The sequence below is a fragment of the Clostridium sp. SHJSY1 genome (assembly GCF_031626875.1).
GTDB lineage: Bacteria > Bacillota > Clostridia > Clostridiales > Clostridiaceae > Clostridium.
The window spans coordinates 54,763-69,182 of the sequence record NZ_JANDMF010000030.1 but is presented as its reverse complement, the minus strand read 5'-3'; the positions used below and the strand labels follow the sequence as shown (position 1 = coordinate 69,182).

Here is a 14,420-nt window from a genome sequence, read left to right as displayed (position 1 = left end):
GCTCGATAGCTCAGTCGGTAGAGCAGAGGACTGAAAATCCTCGTGTCCCTGGTTCGATTCCTGGTCGAGCCACCAGGTATGGCGCTATAGCCAAGTGGTAAGGCAGAGGTCTGCAAAACCTTTATCCCCGGTTCAAATCCGGGTGGCGCCTCCATACTAGAACCCTTGAAAATACTACATTTTCAAGGGTTTAAACTTTTATGAAAATTTCAGTTTTTGTGAGAAATGTGGCCTGGGTGTGGCCTAACTGGCCACAAAGATATTTTTAAAGCAATAAACTCCTAGTTACAGCTAGGAGTTTATTGCTTTACTCAATATATTATCATTAGATTTTATATATTCTAACTATACAATTTTAGATAATCCACATTATTCTCTATCATAATCCCAAAATATATTTAAAGTTTTAATTTTTTAATGTATATATTTAATAAGTTCATGTGATAATTAAATATATTAAAATTTGAGTTGAAATTACCTCAGAATATATAAAGTATTCTACTCCATTTAAGGTTAAAATAACTTATTGGGAAGAAATTTATGAAGTTGGAATATATGAATTTAATAAAAATATTATGATTTCAATTTTACTTAAAAAGGATAGAAATATAAAATTTTAATCTGAATATAAGATTTGTATTAGGATTAATATGTTTGATTCAGGCTCCAAATGTAGTTATTTTTTCAATACTATTTTCAGGAAAGTTTGGATTTACAATAAGTGGCTTTTTAAGAATAATTTCAGGATATTTTAAATATTTAGTGCATAATCCTTTTAATGAAAAAGATATTATAGTTATGTCAATTATTTGTTTTATAATTGGGGTTTTTAGAGGAAGAACAAAAAAAGATAAAAAATTTTAATATTATAAAAAAATCGATAAAAATATGAAAGATAATACTGCTTAATTAAAGAAACTAGACAGTATTATCTTTTTGCATAAAAATAATTCACAAAAGTTGAAATGTTAAATATTTAAATGTGGATAACTATGTTAAAAAACTTTCTTCTATTGTGAATAACTTTTTATCATAAGAAAATTTAGCATAACATCCTATAGGAATAGTAAGATTAGGATAACTATGACCAAAAGGAAATCCAATTACAATAGGAATACCTAAAGGTTTTAATCTATCAATGAAAACTTCTTCAAGTTTAAGGCTTTTGGAATAATCTGATAATGTACAACCATTAAAACTTCCTAAAAATATTCCATTGCAGTTTTTAAATTTTTTATTACATATTAATTGAGTAAGCATCCTATCAATAGCATAAGGAGATTCATCTACATCTTCTATTAAAAGTATAGAATTTTTTATATCTACTTCATAAGGGGTATTTAATGCTGAACATAACATGGATAAATTTCCACCAACAATTTTTCCTGTGAAGGAATTAGGATTAATATAGGTAATGTTCTTGTATAAAGTAAGATCATAACTATAGCCTTGAGAAGTATTAGAAATAACATTCATAAATGAATTTAATGTAGTTTCATGACTAAAATTTGAGCTTATCATAGGCCCATGAAATGTTATTAATCCTAATTTTGCAAAGTAATTTAATAGTAGTGTTATATCGCTATAACCACAGAAAAATTTTGGATTTGATTTTATTATTTTTTTATTTATAAAAGGTAATGTTCTTATGGATCCATATCCACCACGAAAGCATACAATTCCATCTACTAAAGGATCTGAAAACATTTTATTAAGATCATCAGCTCTATCAAAATCTGAACCAGCTAAATAGCCATATCTATCAAATAGATGAGATCCTAATTTAATATTAAATCCAAGAGAGTGAAATTCAGAAAGTTTTTGGTTTATAATGTCTTTATCTTCAGGTGAGGCAGGAGCTATTATTCCTATAGTAGCCCCAGTACGTAATGCTTTTCCTTTTAACATAAAAAATCCCCCAAAAAAAGAGAGCTGATGCCCTCCTTTGTTAATACTTATATATATTATGAATAAGTTCTTATATTGTTAACTAAACATATCTTTCTTGAATAGAATAAAAGCAACAATAGCACATATTCCTAATGTCATCAAAGAAACTATTAGAAAAGCATGTGGGGAATCCATAAATGGTACTGCTATATTCATTCCATATATTCCTCCCATAATTGTAGGGATTGACATTAATATAGTAACTGAAGCTAAGACTTTCATCACTATATTTAAATTATTAGATATAACTGAAGCAAAGAAATCCATGGTACTTGCTAATATATTACTATATATTTCTGTCATTTCAATAGCTTGTTTGTTTTCAATAATAACATCTTCTAAAATGTCTTTGTCATCTTCATATTTTTGGATCATATCAAGTTTTAGCATTTTTTCTAAAGTTATTTCATTAGCTTTTAGTGATGTGGAAAAGTATACTAATGATTTTTCAAGAGAATGTAGTTGTATTAATTCTCTATTTTTCATTGATTTATGAAGCCTTTTCTCAATCATTAAACTTTTTTTGTCAATCTGACGTAAGTATAAAAGATAATAAGTAGATATTCTATTAAGTATTTGAAGTATAAATCTAGACTTTTTAAAGGTATAGAAGGTTTTAATTTTACCATTAATAAAGTCAGTTAATACTTTACTATTTTTTAAACATACAGTAATTAACTGAGTTTCAGTATATATAATTGCTAAAGGGTATGTATCATAAGTTAAAGAGTTATCCTCCATTTCAGTAAATGGGATATCTACAATTACTATAATATTATTATCTTCAATATCTATTCTAGATGTTTCAGCATCATCTAAAGGAGCCTTTAAAAAATCTAAAGGAACACCTGTCTTCTTTGATGTTAAAATTAGTTCTTCATCAGAGGGAGCAACAATATTTATCCAACAGCCATTCTCTATATTATCTAATAATTCTAAAGTTGGATTATGTTCACCAGAACTTTTTAAAATTTGAATCATATTATAACCTCCTATGTAGTACAGTTCAATTATACTATTTAAGTAAGGTTTATAAAAGAAAAAGAAGGTAAGATGTATAAATAAATATGTTCTATAAATTTTTAAGTCTAAAAAATTCTTTTTTAACTTCTGAGAGTAATGATTTTTTTTCAATTAAATCAAAGCCAGTAAAGGCAAGTGCTAATGCAGCTTTTCTTATTTGAGAAAATGAAAAATCACTTATAGTTGCATCTGCAAATTCTTTAGTACCATAATGTATTTCAGGATTATTTACTATAGATATATATGGGTGGATGCATGGAACTTTTTGACTGACCATACCTATACTTAACCCTGTAGGGATATCTTTGGGACCATTAATTTCAATAATGCCATTTTCCTTTAAGTTATGACTAAATAATCTATTTAAAGTTTTATTAGTTATTAATTCTTCATTGGGAGATTCGTAAAGAGAGATAGTACTGCATATATTAGTAAGGCTAGATACAGACTTTACTATTTCACGTACTTTACTTTCTGTAAGTTCTGCAATTTGTTTATTCTTTGCTTTTATATAGAATTTTGCTTCTGTTTCAAGTGGGATTAATAATGGAGTATATCTTTCACTGGATAGAATTGAATTAATTTCAACATCTTTTGGAAATCCTTTCATTAAAGAATTAAGTATATTAAAGGTTAGTAATATAGAGTCTAATGATGTATAAATTCCTCTATTCAAAAAACTTAGTTCACTATTACCTGTATATTTTACACTTAAAGGAATTATTGCTGATGAAGTTCCACTTTCAGAGGTTATAGTATCTGGATGGCATTCCATTACTATATCAATATCATCAAAAGTTTCTTGCTTAACCATAGTTGTTTTGCTTCCTCCTAAATTTTCACCAGAACATCCTATAATGATTATGGAACCACCTATGTTATCAATTACATGACCTAGTGCTAAAGATGCACTAACTGATATACTTGTAAGTGCATTATGTCCTGTAATATGGCCATATTCAGCTATAGCATCATATTCGCAAAGAAAACAGATTTTAGGGTGTCCATTCCCTTTGACGGCATAAAATGAATTGGGAATATCAAGGTAATTCTTGGTGATAGTAAAATTATTTTTATATAAAATTTCACATATATATGTTGAACATTTAATTTCTTTATAACTTTCTTCAGGGGTAGAGTATAAAAAGTTACACAAATCTGTTATTTCACTTTCAATATTATTTAAAAAAGATATCATATCTTGTTTCATATTTTTTCCTCCATAACTATTATTACTAATATTTTTAACAATTATGGTCAAAAATATTAGTTTAGAAAGTTATAAATTTATTTATATTTTGTAAGATTGTTTTGAGTGAAGTCAATTGATGATATAATAACAATAAAATGACTTAATGAGAAAGAGGTAAGAGGATGGATAAAGGTTTGTTTATTGTATTTGAAGGAGGAGAAGGATCAGGTAAAAGCACAATATTAGAGAAAATATATAACTGGATGAATGAAAATGAAATTGATTGTATTAAGACTAGAGAACCTGGTGGAATAAAAATTTCAGAAGATATAAGATCAATAATATTGGATCCATCTAATACCATTATGGATGCTAAAACAGAAGCATTATTATATGCAGCTGCTAGAAGACAACATCTAGTAGAAAAGGTTATTCCAGCCTTAAATAGTGGGAAAATAGTTTTATGTGATAGATTTATAGATTCATCTTTAGCATATCAAGGATTTGCTAGAGAACTTGGAATTAATGAAATATATGAAATAAATAAATTTGCAGTAGGAAATTATATTCCTGATCTTTCAATATTGTTTGATTTAGAACCAGAAGAAGGACTTAATAGAATAAATAAAAATAAAGAAAGAGAAATAAATAGGTTAGATTTAGAAACTATTGAATTTCACAAAAAAGTTAGGAAAGGATATGGAGTTTTATTAGAAAATAGTAAACATAAAATTGAAAAGATAGATGCTTCAAAATCTATTGAAGAAGTATTTGAAGATGTAAAAAACGTTATAATGTTACATATTAAGTAAAAATTTTTCTATGTAATATAATATCTCCATCTTTATGATAAAATATAGATAGGTATTATATATTAATGGAGGTTGATACTATGAAAATGGTTATAGCCATAGTTCAAGATGATGACACTTTTGATGTAGTAGAAGGTTTAACAGAAAAGGGATTTAGGGTAACTAAGCTTGCAACAACAGGTGGTTTTTTGAAGTCGGGAAATACAACTTTACTTGTAGGCGTTCAAGAGAAAAAGGTTGAAGAAGTAATAGGAATAATAAAAGACATATGTAAAAAGCGAAAAGAAGTAGTTGCATCACCTACTCCGTTTCCAGGAAACTCAGAGATGTATGTTCAGTATCCAATAGAAGTTCAAGTTGGAGGTGCAACTATTTTTGTTTTAGATGTTGATCAATTCATAAGAATATAATATTTGCGAGGTGTTAATTGTGAAGGAGTTTATAGGATTTGAAAATATTATTAGTGGATTTATGAAACGTGTAGATAGAAATACTCTTTCACATGCACATCTTATTGTAGGGCCAGATGGAATAGGAAAGAGTTTAATTGCTAAAAAGTTTGCTTTAAAGATACTTGGAAAAAATGATGATTATAATTATGTGGATATAATTCATTATAAATCAGAAAAAGCTTCCTTTGGTGTAGATGAAGTTAGAAAAATAATAGAAGAAGTTTCTAAAAAACCTTATGAGGGAGATAAGAAGATAATTATAATACATGAAGGAAATAAGTTGACGGGGCAAGCACAAAATGCTATGTTAAAAACTATAGAGGAACCACCAAAAGGTGTATATATAATAATATTAAGTGAGAGTTTAGAGTTATTACTAGATACTATAAAGTCAAGATGTCAAATTTATAAGTTAACTCCATTAGATAAAGAAGATATGATTAAGTACATTAAAAGTATTGGAGAGAATAATGAAGAAAAGATTTTAACAGCTTTAGCTTATGGAGAAGGAATTCCTGGTAGAGCAGAAAAGATTCTAAATGATGAAGAATTAAGCAATTTGAGAAAATTGATTATTAAATTTCTTACAGATATTAATAGTAATAATAATGTTGTACTAGAATATGAAGAAAAATTTAACAAGCATAAAAATGATAAATATGAATTGTTAAATTTGATAGCTTCTTTTATTAGAGATATTATTGTTTATAAAGAGTTAAGAAATAAAACTAATATTATAAATTTGGATAAGTTAGATGATATCAGTAGATTATCATCAGAATTATCTTATAACAGGTTAAATTCAATGTTAAAAAATATAGAAGAAGCAAGAAGTAATTTCGAGAATAATATAAGTTATTCTATGGTTATAAGCATTATGCTTATAGGATTTTTGGAGGGTTAATTAATGATAGAAGTAGTAGGTGTGAGGTTTAAAAAGGCAGGCAAAGTATATTATTTTAGTCCTGGATCATTAAAAATACATAAAGGTGACTATGTTGTTGTTGAGACTGCTAGAGGCATCGAATTTGGAGAATGTGTAATAGGAGTTAAGAGCATAGAAGAGACAGACATTATTGCACCATTAAAGAGCGTTTTAAGAGTTGCAGATCATAAAGATATATTAAAACATAAAGAAAACAAAAGTAAAGAAGAAGAGGCATTAAATATATGTCTAAAAAAGATAGAAGAACATGGCCTTGAAATGAAACTTATCGATGTTGAATATACTTTTGATAATAATAAGGTGATTTTCTATTTTACAGCAGATGGAAGAGTAGATTTTAGAGAGCTTGTTAAAGATTTAGCTACAATATTTAAGACAAGAATAGAACTTAGACAGATTGGGGTAAGAGATGAAGCTAAAATGATAGGGGGATTAGGTCCTTGTGGAAGGTCTATGTGTTGCTCATCATTTCTAGGAGATTTTGCATCAGTATCTATAAAGATGGCTAAGGAGCAAAATTTATCATTAAACCCAACAAAGATATCAGGAATATGTGGTAGATTAATGTGTTGTTTAAATTATGAACAAAGTACATATGAGAGTATAAGAAAGCATTTGCCTAAAGTAGGATCTGTAGTTGAAACTGAAGATGGAGAAGGTGAAGTTATCTCAAATAACACAGTAAAAGAATCAATAAGGGTAAAACTTAGAATTGGAGATGAAGAGGTATTAAAAGATTTTAATATTTCAACAATTAAACTTATATCAGGAAGTTATGAAGATTCTATTGATGAGAAAGATATTAAGTTAGAAATAGAATCAGAAGAAGACAAAAAATTAATTAAGGAATTATTCAAAGAAAAGTAGGAGGGAGTTTTGTGAAGGCTGTACTTAAGGTGCATAATATAAATAATCAAAGTGATGTTTCTAAAATTCAAAGAGCAATAACTTCAAATGAAGGAATCATTGCATGTGAGATATCTATTCAAAAGAAAGAAATACAAATCATATATAATGATACATGGTTAAATATAGATAAGGTGATAGAATGTATTGAAAATTTAGGATATATGATATTGTAGTATTAATTTATTTTTTATAAAATGACTTTTAAAAGATTATGAAACATGATAAAATAATTGTGGTGTAATAACCATAATTATTTAGGAGGTGTTTTTAATGGCATTCGCAATTAATGACTCTTGTGTAAGCTGTGGTGCTTGTGCTTCAGAATGTCCAGTTAATGCTATAACTCAAGGAGATACTCAATTCGTTATCGATGCAGATACTTGTATTGATTGTGGAAACTGTGCAAATGTTTGTCCAGTAGGAGCTCCAGAACAAGCATAATCTGGTGAAATAAAAGGTCGTCGTTTAGACGACCTTTTTTTATTGGGTATTTAATTTACTTTCTTTTAAAATTATTGTTATAGGAAATGAATTTGAGTCTAATGAGGAAGTATCAAATGAATATTCATCAATTTTTAGTATAGACTTCATTGAGATAATAAAGTTTTTACAACTATCTATATAAATTAAGGAATTAGGAGTTCTATAATACATAGGAATGATAATTTTAGGATTAAGTTTATTAATTAATTTAGTTGCTTTAACAAAGTTGAGAGTAAAATTACCCCCAATAGGAATAAAAAGAATGTCAATCTGTCCTAGAGAATGTAGAGTGTTATCAGAAAGTTCGTGTCCTAAATATCCTAGATTACAAATCTTTAAATCATCAAACATATATTTATATATAATATTAGGGCCTCTTTTTTGTCCTTTAATATCATCTTGAAATGAAGGTATTCCAAGAATATTGGAAAAGTTAAAGGTATATGAAGTTGCTCTATTTACCAATTGAATTTTTTTTTCATTAATTATATCATTGAGAGAATCAGAACAAAAATGGCTCAAAGTAATTACATTTGGATGTAAGTCTAATAAATTTTCTATTGGAATTGTAGTAGGTGGGTCTGTAATAATTCTCCTTCCAAGAGAATCTTGTAGTAAAAATGAACATTCACCAAACCATTTTATTAACATATAAGCCTCCTAGTATAGATTATATAAGTTATATTTTCCCTAAAGATAATAAATTTAAACATAAAGGTAATAATAAAACTTGAAAAAAATAAGAATTAATATTAATATAAAATCAAAAGGTCAAGGTAAGTCAAAAACAGGAGTTTAAGAAGGTGATATTATGGCAAGACTTTCAGATATAATTGAGAATTTTATAAAAAATATGCTTAACGAGAATGGTGGAGAACAAGTTCAAATTCAAAGAAATGAGTTGGCAGATCAATTTAGTTGTGCTCCATCACAAATTAATTATGTATTAACTACTAGATTTACATATGAGAGAGGATATGTTATAGAAAGTAGACGTGGGGGGGGCGGCTGTATTGTAATAAAGCAATTAAGCTATGATGGCTCAGAAGAGAGAAATAATCTCTTATATGATTTTATAGGAAATTCTATTACAAATAGTAATGCATTATCTTTAATTGAAAGTTTAGTAGAAGCAAATTTAATAACAATAAGAGAATCGGAATTAATGAAAATGGTTATAAATGATAGAACTTTAGCTAATACAGAAAATAGAAATAAAGTAAGAGCAGATATTTTGAAGTCTATGCTTATAGTTATCTTATCTTAAGGGGGAATGAGAAGTGCTATGTGAAAGATGTAATAAAGAAGAAGCAAAGATTCATTTAATTAAACTTATTAATGGACAAAAGACAGAAACATGGTTGTGTGAAAAATGCGCGAAAGAATTGTCAGACATACCTCTAAAGGCGTCTATTAGTGATGGAAATGGATTACCATTTCAAAATATTATAAGTGGATTTTTTGAAACATTAGATAAAAAGAAAAAAATTGAAATAGTATGTAAAAATTGTGGGTTAACCTATTCGCAATTTAAGAAGAGCGGGCAATTAGGCTGTAGTAAATGCTATGAAAGTTTTGAAGATTTTTTAATACCAAGAATAAAAAGAATTCAAGGAGATTTAGAACACATAGGAAAAATTCCTGTTAGAAAAGGAACTGAAGTTATCCAAAGGAAAAGAATTAAAAAGTTAAAGGAAGAATTGCAAAGGGCAGTTATAAAAGAAGAATATGAAAGAGCTGCTACTTTAAGAGATGAGATTAAGTCATTAGAATCCTTAAGGGGGGAAAATGAAAGTGATAAAAAATTGGATAAATAGTGAGGCAGCAGCTCAAGAAGTAGTAATAAGTAGTAAAGTTTGTATTGCCAGAAATTTTTATGAATCTTTATTTACAGATAAGATGAAAATAGAAGAGGCTAGAAATAATGTTGATAAGATATTTGAGATATTATCGAAAAGAATGGAAGATGAAGAATTTGTACTTATAAAGTTTTGGGAACATGATATTGATTGTTTAAAAGTATATCTAGAAAAGTATTTAATAAGTGAGGCATTAATAAAAAGAAGAGATAGAAGTGCAGTCATTATTAATAAAAATGAAACTTTATCAGTAATGATAAATGAAGAGGATAATTTAAGAATACAATGTATAGTAGATGGATTAGATTTAAAAAATGCATATAACTATGTAAATAAGATAGATGACTGTATTGAAGAAGTAATGCCATATGCTTTTGATGAAAATTTAGGATATTTAACTTCTTCTCCAATTAATGTTGGAACTGGGCTTAAAGCATCAGTAATGATACATTTACCTGCCTTAACAATAAGTGAAGAAATACCTAATATAACTAATGGACTTAATAAAGTTGGTATTAATATTGAGGGATTGTACTTAGAAAGTTCTAAGGCTTGGGGAAATATATATGAAATATATAACCAAATTACTTTAGGAATTAAAGAGTTAGAGATAATCAGTAATTTAGAAGGCATTGTTAATAATATAATAAACCAAGAAAAGAAGTTTAGAGAACTTGTAGATGATGAATATAAATATGAACTTGAAGATAAAATATTTAGATCATATGGGATTATGAAAAATGCTAAACTGATTAAACCCAAGGAAATTCTAGATTTACTATCTTATCTAAGACTAGGGACTGAAATGGGTTTATTAGATATAAGTAAAAAGGTATTAAACAATTTACTTATAGATACTAGAAATTCTGTTATACAAATAAGGTTACCAAAAGGTACAAGAAATGTGGAGCAAGATATTTACAGGGCAAATATAGTAAAAGAGAGATTAATTTGAGGAATATTTTGGAGGTGTATTATGCCATACGGAAAATTTACAGAAAGAGCTCAACTTGTTATATTAGGAGCTCAGAAAGAATCACAAAAATTTAAACATGGATATATAGGTACAGAGCATATACTCCTTGGCCTTATGGAAGAGGGAGGAGATGCTAAAAAGCTTTTAAGTAAATTTGGTATAGAAATAGAGTTAGTTCGTAATTTAATTGAAGATTATTTAGGTTTTGGTGAAGTATTGATGCCAAAAGGGGAATTGTTACTTACTCCAAGAACAAAAAGATTATTTGATGAGAGCTTTATAGAAGCAAAGAATTTGAATCATAAATATGTTAGTCCTGAACACTTATTACTTGCGTTAATAAAAGAGCAAGATGGAGTTGCATATACAATTTTAAGTAAGTTAGATTTGGATTTTAAAGAATTGAAAAAGGAGTTAATGGCACTTCTATCAGAAAAGGAAGTTGATCAAGTAATTGATGGAGAAGAACCAGTAGTAAAGGAAAAAAAGACTCCATTACTTAATCAATATAGCAGAGACTTGACAAAGCTTGCAGAAGAAGGTAATTTAGATCCAGTTATAGGTAGAGATTCAGAAAATCAAAGGGTTTTAGAAATATTATGTAGAAGAATAAAAAATAATCCATGTTTAATTGGAGAACCTGGAGTAGGTAAGACAGCTGTAGTTGAGGGATTAGCGCAAAGAATAGTTGATGGAAATATACCAGAGATACTAAAAAATAAAAGAGTGGTTAGCCTTGATTTAAGTGGAATGATAGCAGGTGCAAAATATAGAGGTGAATTTGAAGAGAGATTAAAAAAGGTCATGGAAGAAATAAGAAATAACAATAATGTTATTGTATTTATTGATGAGATTCATACTATAATTGGGGCAGGGGGAGCAGAAGGTGCTATAGATGCATCAAACATATTAAAGCCAGCTCTAGCAAGGGGAGAAATTCAATGTATAGGAGCTACAACAATAGAGGAATATAGAAAATATATTGAAAAAGATGCTGCTCTTGAGAGAAGATTTCAGCCTGTAAATGTTGGAGAACCAACAAAAGAAGAAACTTTAAAAATTTTAAAAGGACTAAGAGAAAAATATGAAGACCATCATAGAGTTACGATATGTGATGAAGCTTTAAATGTAGCTGTTGACATGGCAGATAAATATATAACAGATAGGTTTATGCCAGATAAAGCAATAGATCTTATGGATGAAGCAGCAGCTAAAGTTCGTATAGAAAATTTATCTGCCCCACCAGACTTAAAAGAAATCGAATTGAGCATAGATGATGTTATAAAGGAAAAAGAAGATGCAATAAGGATTCAAGACTTTGAAAAGGCAGCGGCACTTAGAGATGATGAAAAAAGATTAAAAGAAAAACTTTATAATATAAAAAATGATTGGAATACACAGAATTCAGTCAAAGCTCTGACTGTTACTGGGGAGAATATTGCAAAGGTAGTTGCAAGTTGGACTAAAATTCCAGTTGAGAAGCTTACAGAAAAAGAAAGTGATAAACTTTTAAAATTAGAAGAAATACTTCATCAAAGAGTAATTGGACAAAATGAAGCTGTTAAAGCTGTATCTAGAGCAGTTAGAAGAGCAAGAGTTGGACTTAGAGATGAAAAAAGGCCTATAGGTAGTTTTATATTTTTAGGACCAACAGGAGTTGGAAAAACAGAACTTTGTAAGGCGCTTGCTGAAGCCATGTTTGCAGATGAAAATAATATTATTAGAATTGACATGTCAGAGTATATGGAAAAACACTCTGTATCTAGGTTGATTGGAGCGCCTCCAGGATATGTAGGATATGAAGAGGGAGGACAACTAACTGAAGCAGTTAGAAGAAAGCCATATTCTGTTGTGCTATTAGATGAAATTGAAAAAGCACATTCAGATGTATTTAATATATTATTGCAAATTATGGAAGATGGAAGATTAACAGATGGAAAAGGAAAAGTTGTTAATTTTAAAAATACAATTATTATTATGACATCAAATGTTGGAGCTCATTCGATTAAGAAACAAAAAATGATGGGATTTGCTATTGATACAAATGAGGAAACAGAATATGAAAAGATGAAAGAAAATATAATTGAGGAACTTAAAAGAAGTTTTAGACCAGAATTTTTAAATAGAATAGATGATACTATTGTATTCCATAAGTTAACAAAAGAAGATATGTTATCAATAGTGGATATCATGTTAAATTCTATAAGTAAAAGAATTAAAGAAAATGGTATTAGTTTAGAATTTACTAAGTCTTGTAAGGACTTCTTATTAAAAAAAGGAACTGACTTAGAGAATGGGGCTAGGCCATTAAGAAGAGTTATAACTAAAGAAGTGGAAGATAGATTAAGTGAAGAACTTTTACGTGGAAATGTCAGTATGGGAGATAGTCTTCTAGTATCAGTAGAAGAAGATAAGCTTGCTTTTACTACAATTAAGGAAATATCAGTAGAAGGTGCTGAAGATACAGTGCATAGTTAGAATAATAAATTAAAAGTTGTTACAAATATTTTTTTGTAGCAACTTTTTTATGATAATACATTAATATAAGTGAAATAATAATTATATAAATTAAAGCATATATTATTAAAGAATAATTATTATTGATTAATAAAAATAATGTGATAAAATATAATAAAGGAGTGACATATATGAGTAAGGAAGTTAAAGATATAGATTTGGTGATTTTAGGGGGAGGACCAGCTGGACTAACAGCTGCTATATATGCTGCTAGGGCTAAGGTAAATATGATTCTTTTAGAGAATGCTTTTTTAGGAGGGCAGGTTAGAAATAGTTATCTAATAGAAAATTATCCGGGATTTAAAGAAATAGATGGAGCATCATTAGCAGATAAGATGCAGGAACAAGCAGAACAAGCAGGAGCTTTAATTGATGAGTTTGATCCAATATTAAATCTAGATTTATCTGAAGATAAAAAAATAATAGAAACTGAAAATTATATTTATAATACTAAGTCAGTTATTATAGCAACAGGTGCAACACCTAAAAAGTTACCTATTCCAAGTGAAGAAAAATTTTCAGGAAAGGGAATTCATTATTGTGCTGTTTGTGATGGGGCAATATATTCAGATAAAATTGTAGGGGTTGTAGGTGGTGGAAATGCAGCCTTAGAAGAAGCTGTGTTTTTATCAAAATTTGCAAAGAAAGTTTATATAATAAGAAGGTATGATTATTTTAGAGGTGAGAGATCTGTATTTGATGAAGCTGTAAATAATCCTAAAATAGAAATTTTGTACAATGAAGACCTTGTAGATGTTACAGGTGAAAATTTTGTTAAGAAAGCAATATTAAGAAATACTCTTACAAATGGAGAACGAGAGATAGAAATAGATGCTGTATTTGGATATATTGGAACAGAACCTAAGACTAAGGAAGTAGAAGAATACATTGATTTAACTTCAAATGGATATATTATAACAGATGAAAGTATGAAGACTAATATACCAGGTGTATTTGCAGCTGGTGATGTTAGAGATAAAGTGTATAGACAGATAACTACTGCAGTGGCAGATGGAACTATAGCAGCATTAGAGGTAGAAAAATATATAAAGTAGATTAGGAGAGCATATTATGATAAAAATTTATTCAACATCTTGGTGTCCATGGTGTGTAAAATTAAAGAAATATTTAGATATCAAAGGGGTAAAATTTCAGGAAATAAATGTTGCAGATAAACATGAAGATAGAGAGGAAGTATTTAAAGTCTCAGGACAAAGGTCTGTACCAGTTATGGAGTATAATGGAAAAGTTGTGGTTGGCTTTGATAAAGATAAAATAGATAAAATTTTAGGTTAAGATTG

Annotated in this window: 17 protein-coding genes and 1 tRNA gene; 14 read left to right on the top strand and 4 right to left on the bottom strand. The window is 28.3% G+C overall.

What is annotated here, in order from left to right; all coding sequences use genetic code 11:
* Positions 1–80 precede the first annotated feature (80 nt).
* Both NNC19_RS14275 and NNC19_RS14270 read left to right on the top strand, forming a co-directional pair.
* Positions 81–154 (top strand) — tRNA-Cys (locus NNC19_RS14275).
* A gap of 500 nt (positions 155–654) precedes the next feature.
* The gene (locus NNC19_RS14270) at positions 655–864 is read left to right on the top strand and encodes a hypothetical protein (protein WP_310939335.1); all 210 of its coding nucleotides are present in this window, start codon (positions 655–657) and stop codon (positions 862–864) included.
* A gap of 126 nt (positions 865–990) precedes the next feature.
* Here the strand turns inward: NNC19_RS14270 and NNC19_RS14265 are convergent, their stop codons facing one another.
* From NNC19_RS14265 to NNC19_RS14255, 3 genes are all read right to left on the bottom strand, one after another.
* Positions 991–1,908: an LD-carboxypeptidase gene (locus NNC19_RS14265; RefSeq protein WP_310939334.1), complete on the bottom strand. Its 918-nt coding sequence runs from the start codon at positions 1,906–1,908 to the stop codon at positions 991–993.
* Positions 1,909–1,986: 78 nt separating this feature from the next.
* A complete protein-coding gene (locus tag NNC19_RS14260; RefSeq protein WP_310939333.1) occupies positions 1,987–2,931 on the bottom strand; it encodes a magnesium transporter CorA family protein in 945 nt (314 codons plus the stop codon).
* A 91-nt stretch (positions 2,932–3,022) separates the two neighbouring features.
* Positions 3,023–4,183, bottom strand: coding sequence for a M20 family peptidase (locus tag NNC19_RS14255; protein WP_310939332.1), 1,161 nt, complete (start codon positions 4,181–4,183; stop codon positions 3,023–3,025).
* Positions 4,184–4,347: 164 nt separating this feature from the next.
* Between NNC19_RS14255 and tmk the strand changes: the two genes are divergently transcribed.
* The 6 genes from tmk to NNC19_RS14225 all read left to right on the top strand — a co-directional run bounded on the left by tmk (position 4,348) and on the right by NNC19_RS14225 (position 7,725).
* Positions 4,348–4,977, top strand: coding sequence for a dTMP kinase (gene tmk / locus NNC19_RS14250; protein WP_310939331.1), 630 nt, complete (start codon positions 4,348–4,350; stop codon positions 4,975–4,977).
* Between the two features lie 80 nt (positions 4,978–5,057).
* Complete coding sequence (locus NNC19_RS14245) at positions 5,058–5,387, top strand: cyclic-di-AMP receptor (protein WP_310939330.1); 330 nt, start codon at positions 5,058–5,060, stop codon at positions 5,385–5,387.
* Positions 5,388–5,406: 19 nt separating this feature from the next.
* On the top strand, positions 5,407–6,333 hold the full coding sequence (locus NNC19_RS14240) for a DNA polymerase III subunit delta' (RefSeq protein WP_310939329.1): 927 nt from the start codon (positions 5,407–5,409) through the stop codon (positions 6,331–6,333).
* A gap of 3 nt (positions 6,334–6,336) precedes the next feature.
* Positions 6,337–7,242, top strand: a complete 906-nt coding sequence (locus NNC19_RS14235; RefSeq protein WP_310939328.1) for a stage 0 sporulation family protein — start codon at positions 6,337–6,339, stop codon at positions 7,240–7,242.
* Positions 7,243–7,253: 11 nt separating this feature from the next.
* Entirely contained in the window at positions 7,254–7,457 is a 204-nt protein-coding gene (locus NNC19_RS14230; RefSeq protein ID WP_310939327.1) for a heavy-metal-associated domain-containing protein, read from the top strand.
* 97 nt (positions 7,458–7,554) lie between these two features.
* The gene (locus NNC19_RS14225; RefSeq protein ID WP_310939326.1) at positions 7,555–7,725 is read left to right on the top strand and encodes a 4Fe-4S binding protein; all 171 of its coding nucleotides are present in this window, start codon (positions 7,555–7,557) and stop codon (positions 7,723–7,725) included.
* A gap of 39 nt (positions 7,726–7,764) precedes the next feature.
* Here the strand turns inward: NNC19_RS14225 and NNC19_RS14220 are convergent, their stop codons facing one another.
* Positions 7,765–8,418: an MBL fold metallo-hydrolase gene (locus NNC19_RS14220; RefSeq protein ID WP_310939325.1), complete on the bottom strand. Its 654-nt coding sequence runs from the start codon at positions 8,416–8,418 to the stop codon at positions 7,765–7,767.
* A 160-nt stretch (positions 8,419–8,578) separates the two neighbouring features.
* Here NNC19_RS14220 and NNC19_RS14215 point away from each other — a divergent pair, with 160 nt between their 5' ends.
* The 6 genes from NNC19_RS14215 to NNC19_RS14190 all read left to right on the top strand — a co-directional run bounded on the left by NNC19_RS14215 (position 8,579) and on the right by NNC19_RS14190 (position 14,415).
* A complete protein-coding gene (locus tag NNC19_RS14215; RefSeq protein WP_310939324.1) occupies positions 8,579–9,034 on the top strand; it encodes a CtsR family transcriptional regulator in 456 nt (151 codons plus the stop codon).
* Positions 9,035–9,047: 13 nt separating this feature from the next.
* Positions 9,048–9,584 carry a UvrB/UvrC motif-containing protein gene (locus NNC19_RS14210; RefSeq protein WP_310939323.1) on the top strand — a complete coding sequence of 179 codons (537 nt, stop codon included), beginning with the start codon at positions 9,048–9,050 and terminating at the stop codon, positions 9,582–9,584.
* Positions 9,556–10,581, top strand: coding sequence for a protein arginine kinase (locus NNC19_RS14205; RefSeq protein ID WP_310939322.1), 1,026 nt, complete (start codon positions 9,556–9,558; stop codon positions 10,579–10,581). Before NNC19_RS14210 ends, NNC19_RS14205 begins: the two co-directional genes overlap by 29 nt.
* A gap of 21 nt (positions 10,582–10,602) precedes the next feature.
* Positions 10,603–13,080, top strand: a complete 2,478-nt coding sequence (locus NNC19_RS14200; protein WP_310939321.1) for an ATP-dependent Clp protease ATP-binding subunit — start codon at positions 10,603–10,605, stop codon at positions 13,078–13,080.
* A 170-nt stretch (positions 13,081–13,250) separates the two neighbouring features.
* The gene (gene trxB, locus NNC19_RS14195; RefSeq protein WP_310939320.1) at positions 13,251–14,174 is read left to right on the top strand and encodes a thioredoxin-disulfide reductase; all 924 of its coding nucleotides are present in this window, start codon (positions 13,251–13,253) and stop codon (positions 14,172–14,174) included.
* Positions 14,175–14,190: 16 nt separating this feature from the next.
* On the top strand, positions 14,191–14,415 hold the full coding sequence (locus NNC19_RS14190; protein WP_310939319.1) for a glutaredoxin domain-containing protein: 225 nt from the start codon (positions 14,191–14,193) through the stop codon (positions 14,413–14,415).
* The last annotated feature ends 5 nt before the right edge of the window (positions 14,416–14,420 follow it).

What these genes read in the sequence shown, in the direction of transcription:
- NNC19_RS14200 (WP_310939321.1), top strand. Translation starts at nt 10,603, where the DNA reads ATGCCATACGGAAAATTTACAGAAAGAGCTCAACTTGTTATATTAGGA.
- NNC19_RS14225 (WP_310939326.1), top strand. Translation starts at nt 7,555, where the DNA reads ATGGCATTCGCAATTAATGACTCTTGTGTAAGCTGTGGTGCTTGTGCT.
- NNC19_RS14260 (WP_310939333.1), bottom strand. Translation starts at nt 2,931, where the DNA reads ATGATTCAAATTTTAAAAAGTTCTGGTGAACATAATCCAACTTTAGAA.
- NNC19_RS14220 (WP_310939325.1), bottom strand. Translation starts at nt 8,418, where the DNA reads ATGTTAATAAAATGGTTTGGTGAATGTTCATTTTTACTACAAGATTCT.
- trxB (WP_310939320.1), top strand. Translation starts at nt 13,251, where the DNA reads ATGAGTAAGGAAGTTAAAGATATAGATTTGGTGATTTTAGGGGGAGGA.
- NNC19_RS14205 (WP_310939322.1), top strand. Translation starts at nt 9,556, where the DNA reads ATGAAAGTGATAAAAAATTGGATAAATAGTGAGGCAGCAGCTCAAGAA.
- NNC19_RS14265 (WP_310939334.1), bottom strand. Translation starts at nt 1,908, where the DNA reads ATGTTAAAAGGAAAAGCATTACGTACTGGGGCTACTATAGGAATAATA.
- NNC19_RS14215 (WP_310939324.1), top strand. Translation starts at nt 8,579, where the DNA reads ATGGCAAGACTTTCAGATATAATTGAGAATTTTATAAAAAATATGCTT.
- NNC19_RS14245 (WP_310939330.1), top strand. Translation starts at nt 5,058, where the DNA reads ATGAAAATGGTTATAGCCATAGTTCAAGATGATGACACTTTTGATGTA.
- tmk (WP_310939331.1), top strand. Translation starts at nt 4,348, where the DNA reads ATGGATAAAGGTTTGTTTATTGTATTTGAAGGAGGAGAAGGATCAGGT.
- NNC19_RS14190 (WP_310939319.1), top strand. Translation starts at nt 14,191, where the DNA reads ATGATAAAAATTTATTCAACATCTTGGTGTCCATGGTGTGTAAAATTA.
- NNC19_RS14255 (WP_310939332.1), bottom strand. Translation starts at nt 4,183, where the DNA reads ATGAAACAAGATATGATATCTTTTTTAAATAATATTGAAAGTGAAATA.
- NNC19_RS14235 (WP_310939328.1), top strand. Translation starts at nt 6,337, where the DNA reads ATGATAGAAGTAGTAGGTGTGAGGTTTAAAAAGGCAGGCAAAGTATAT.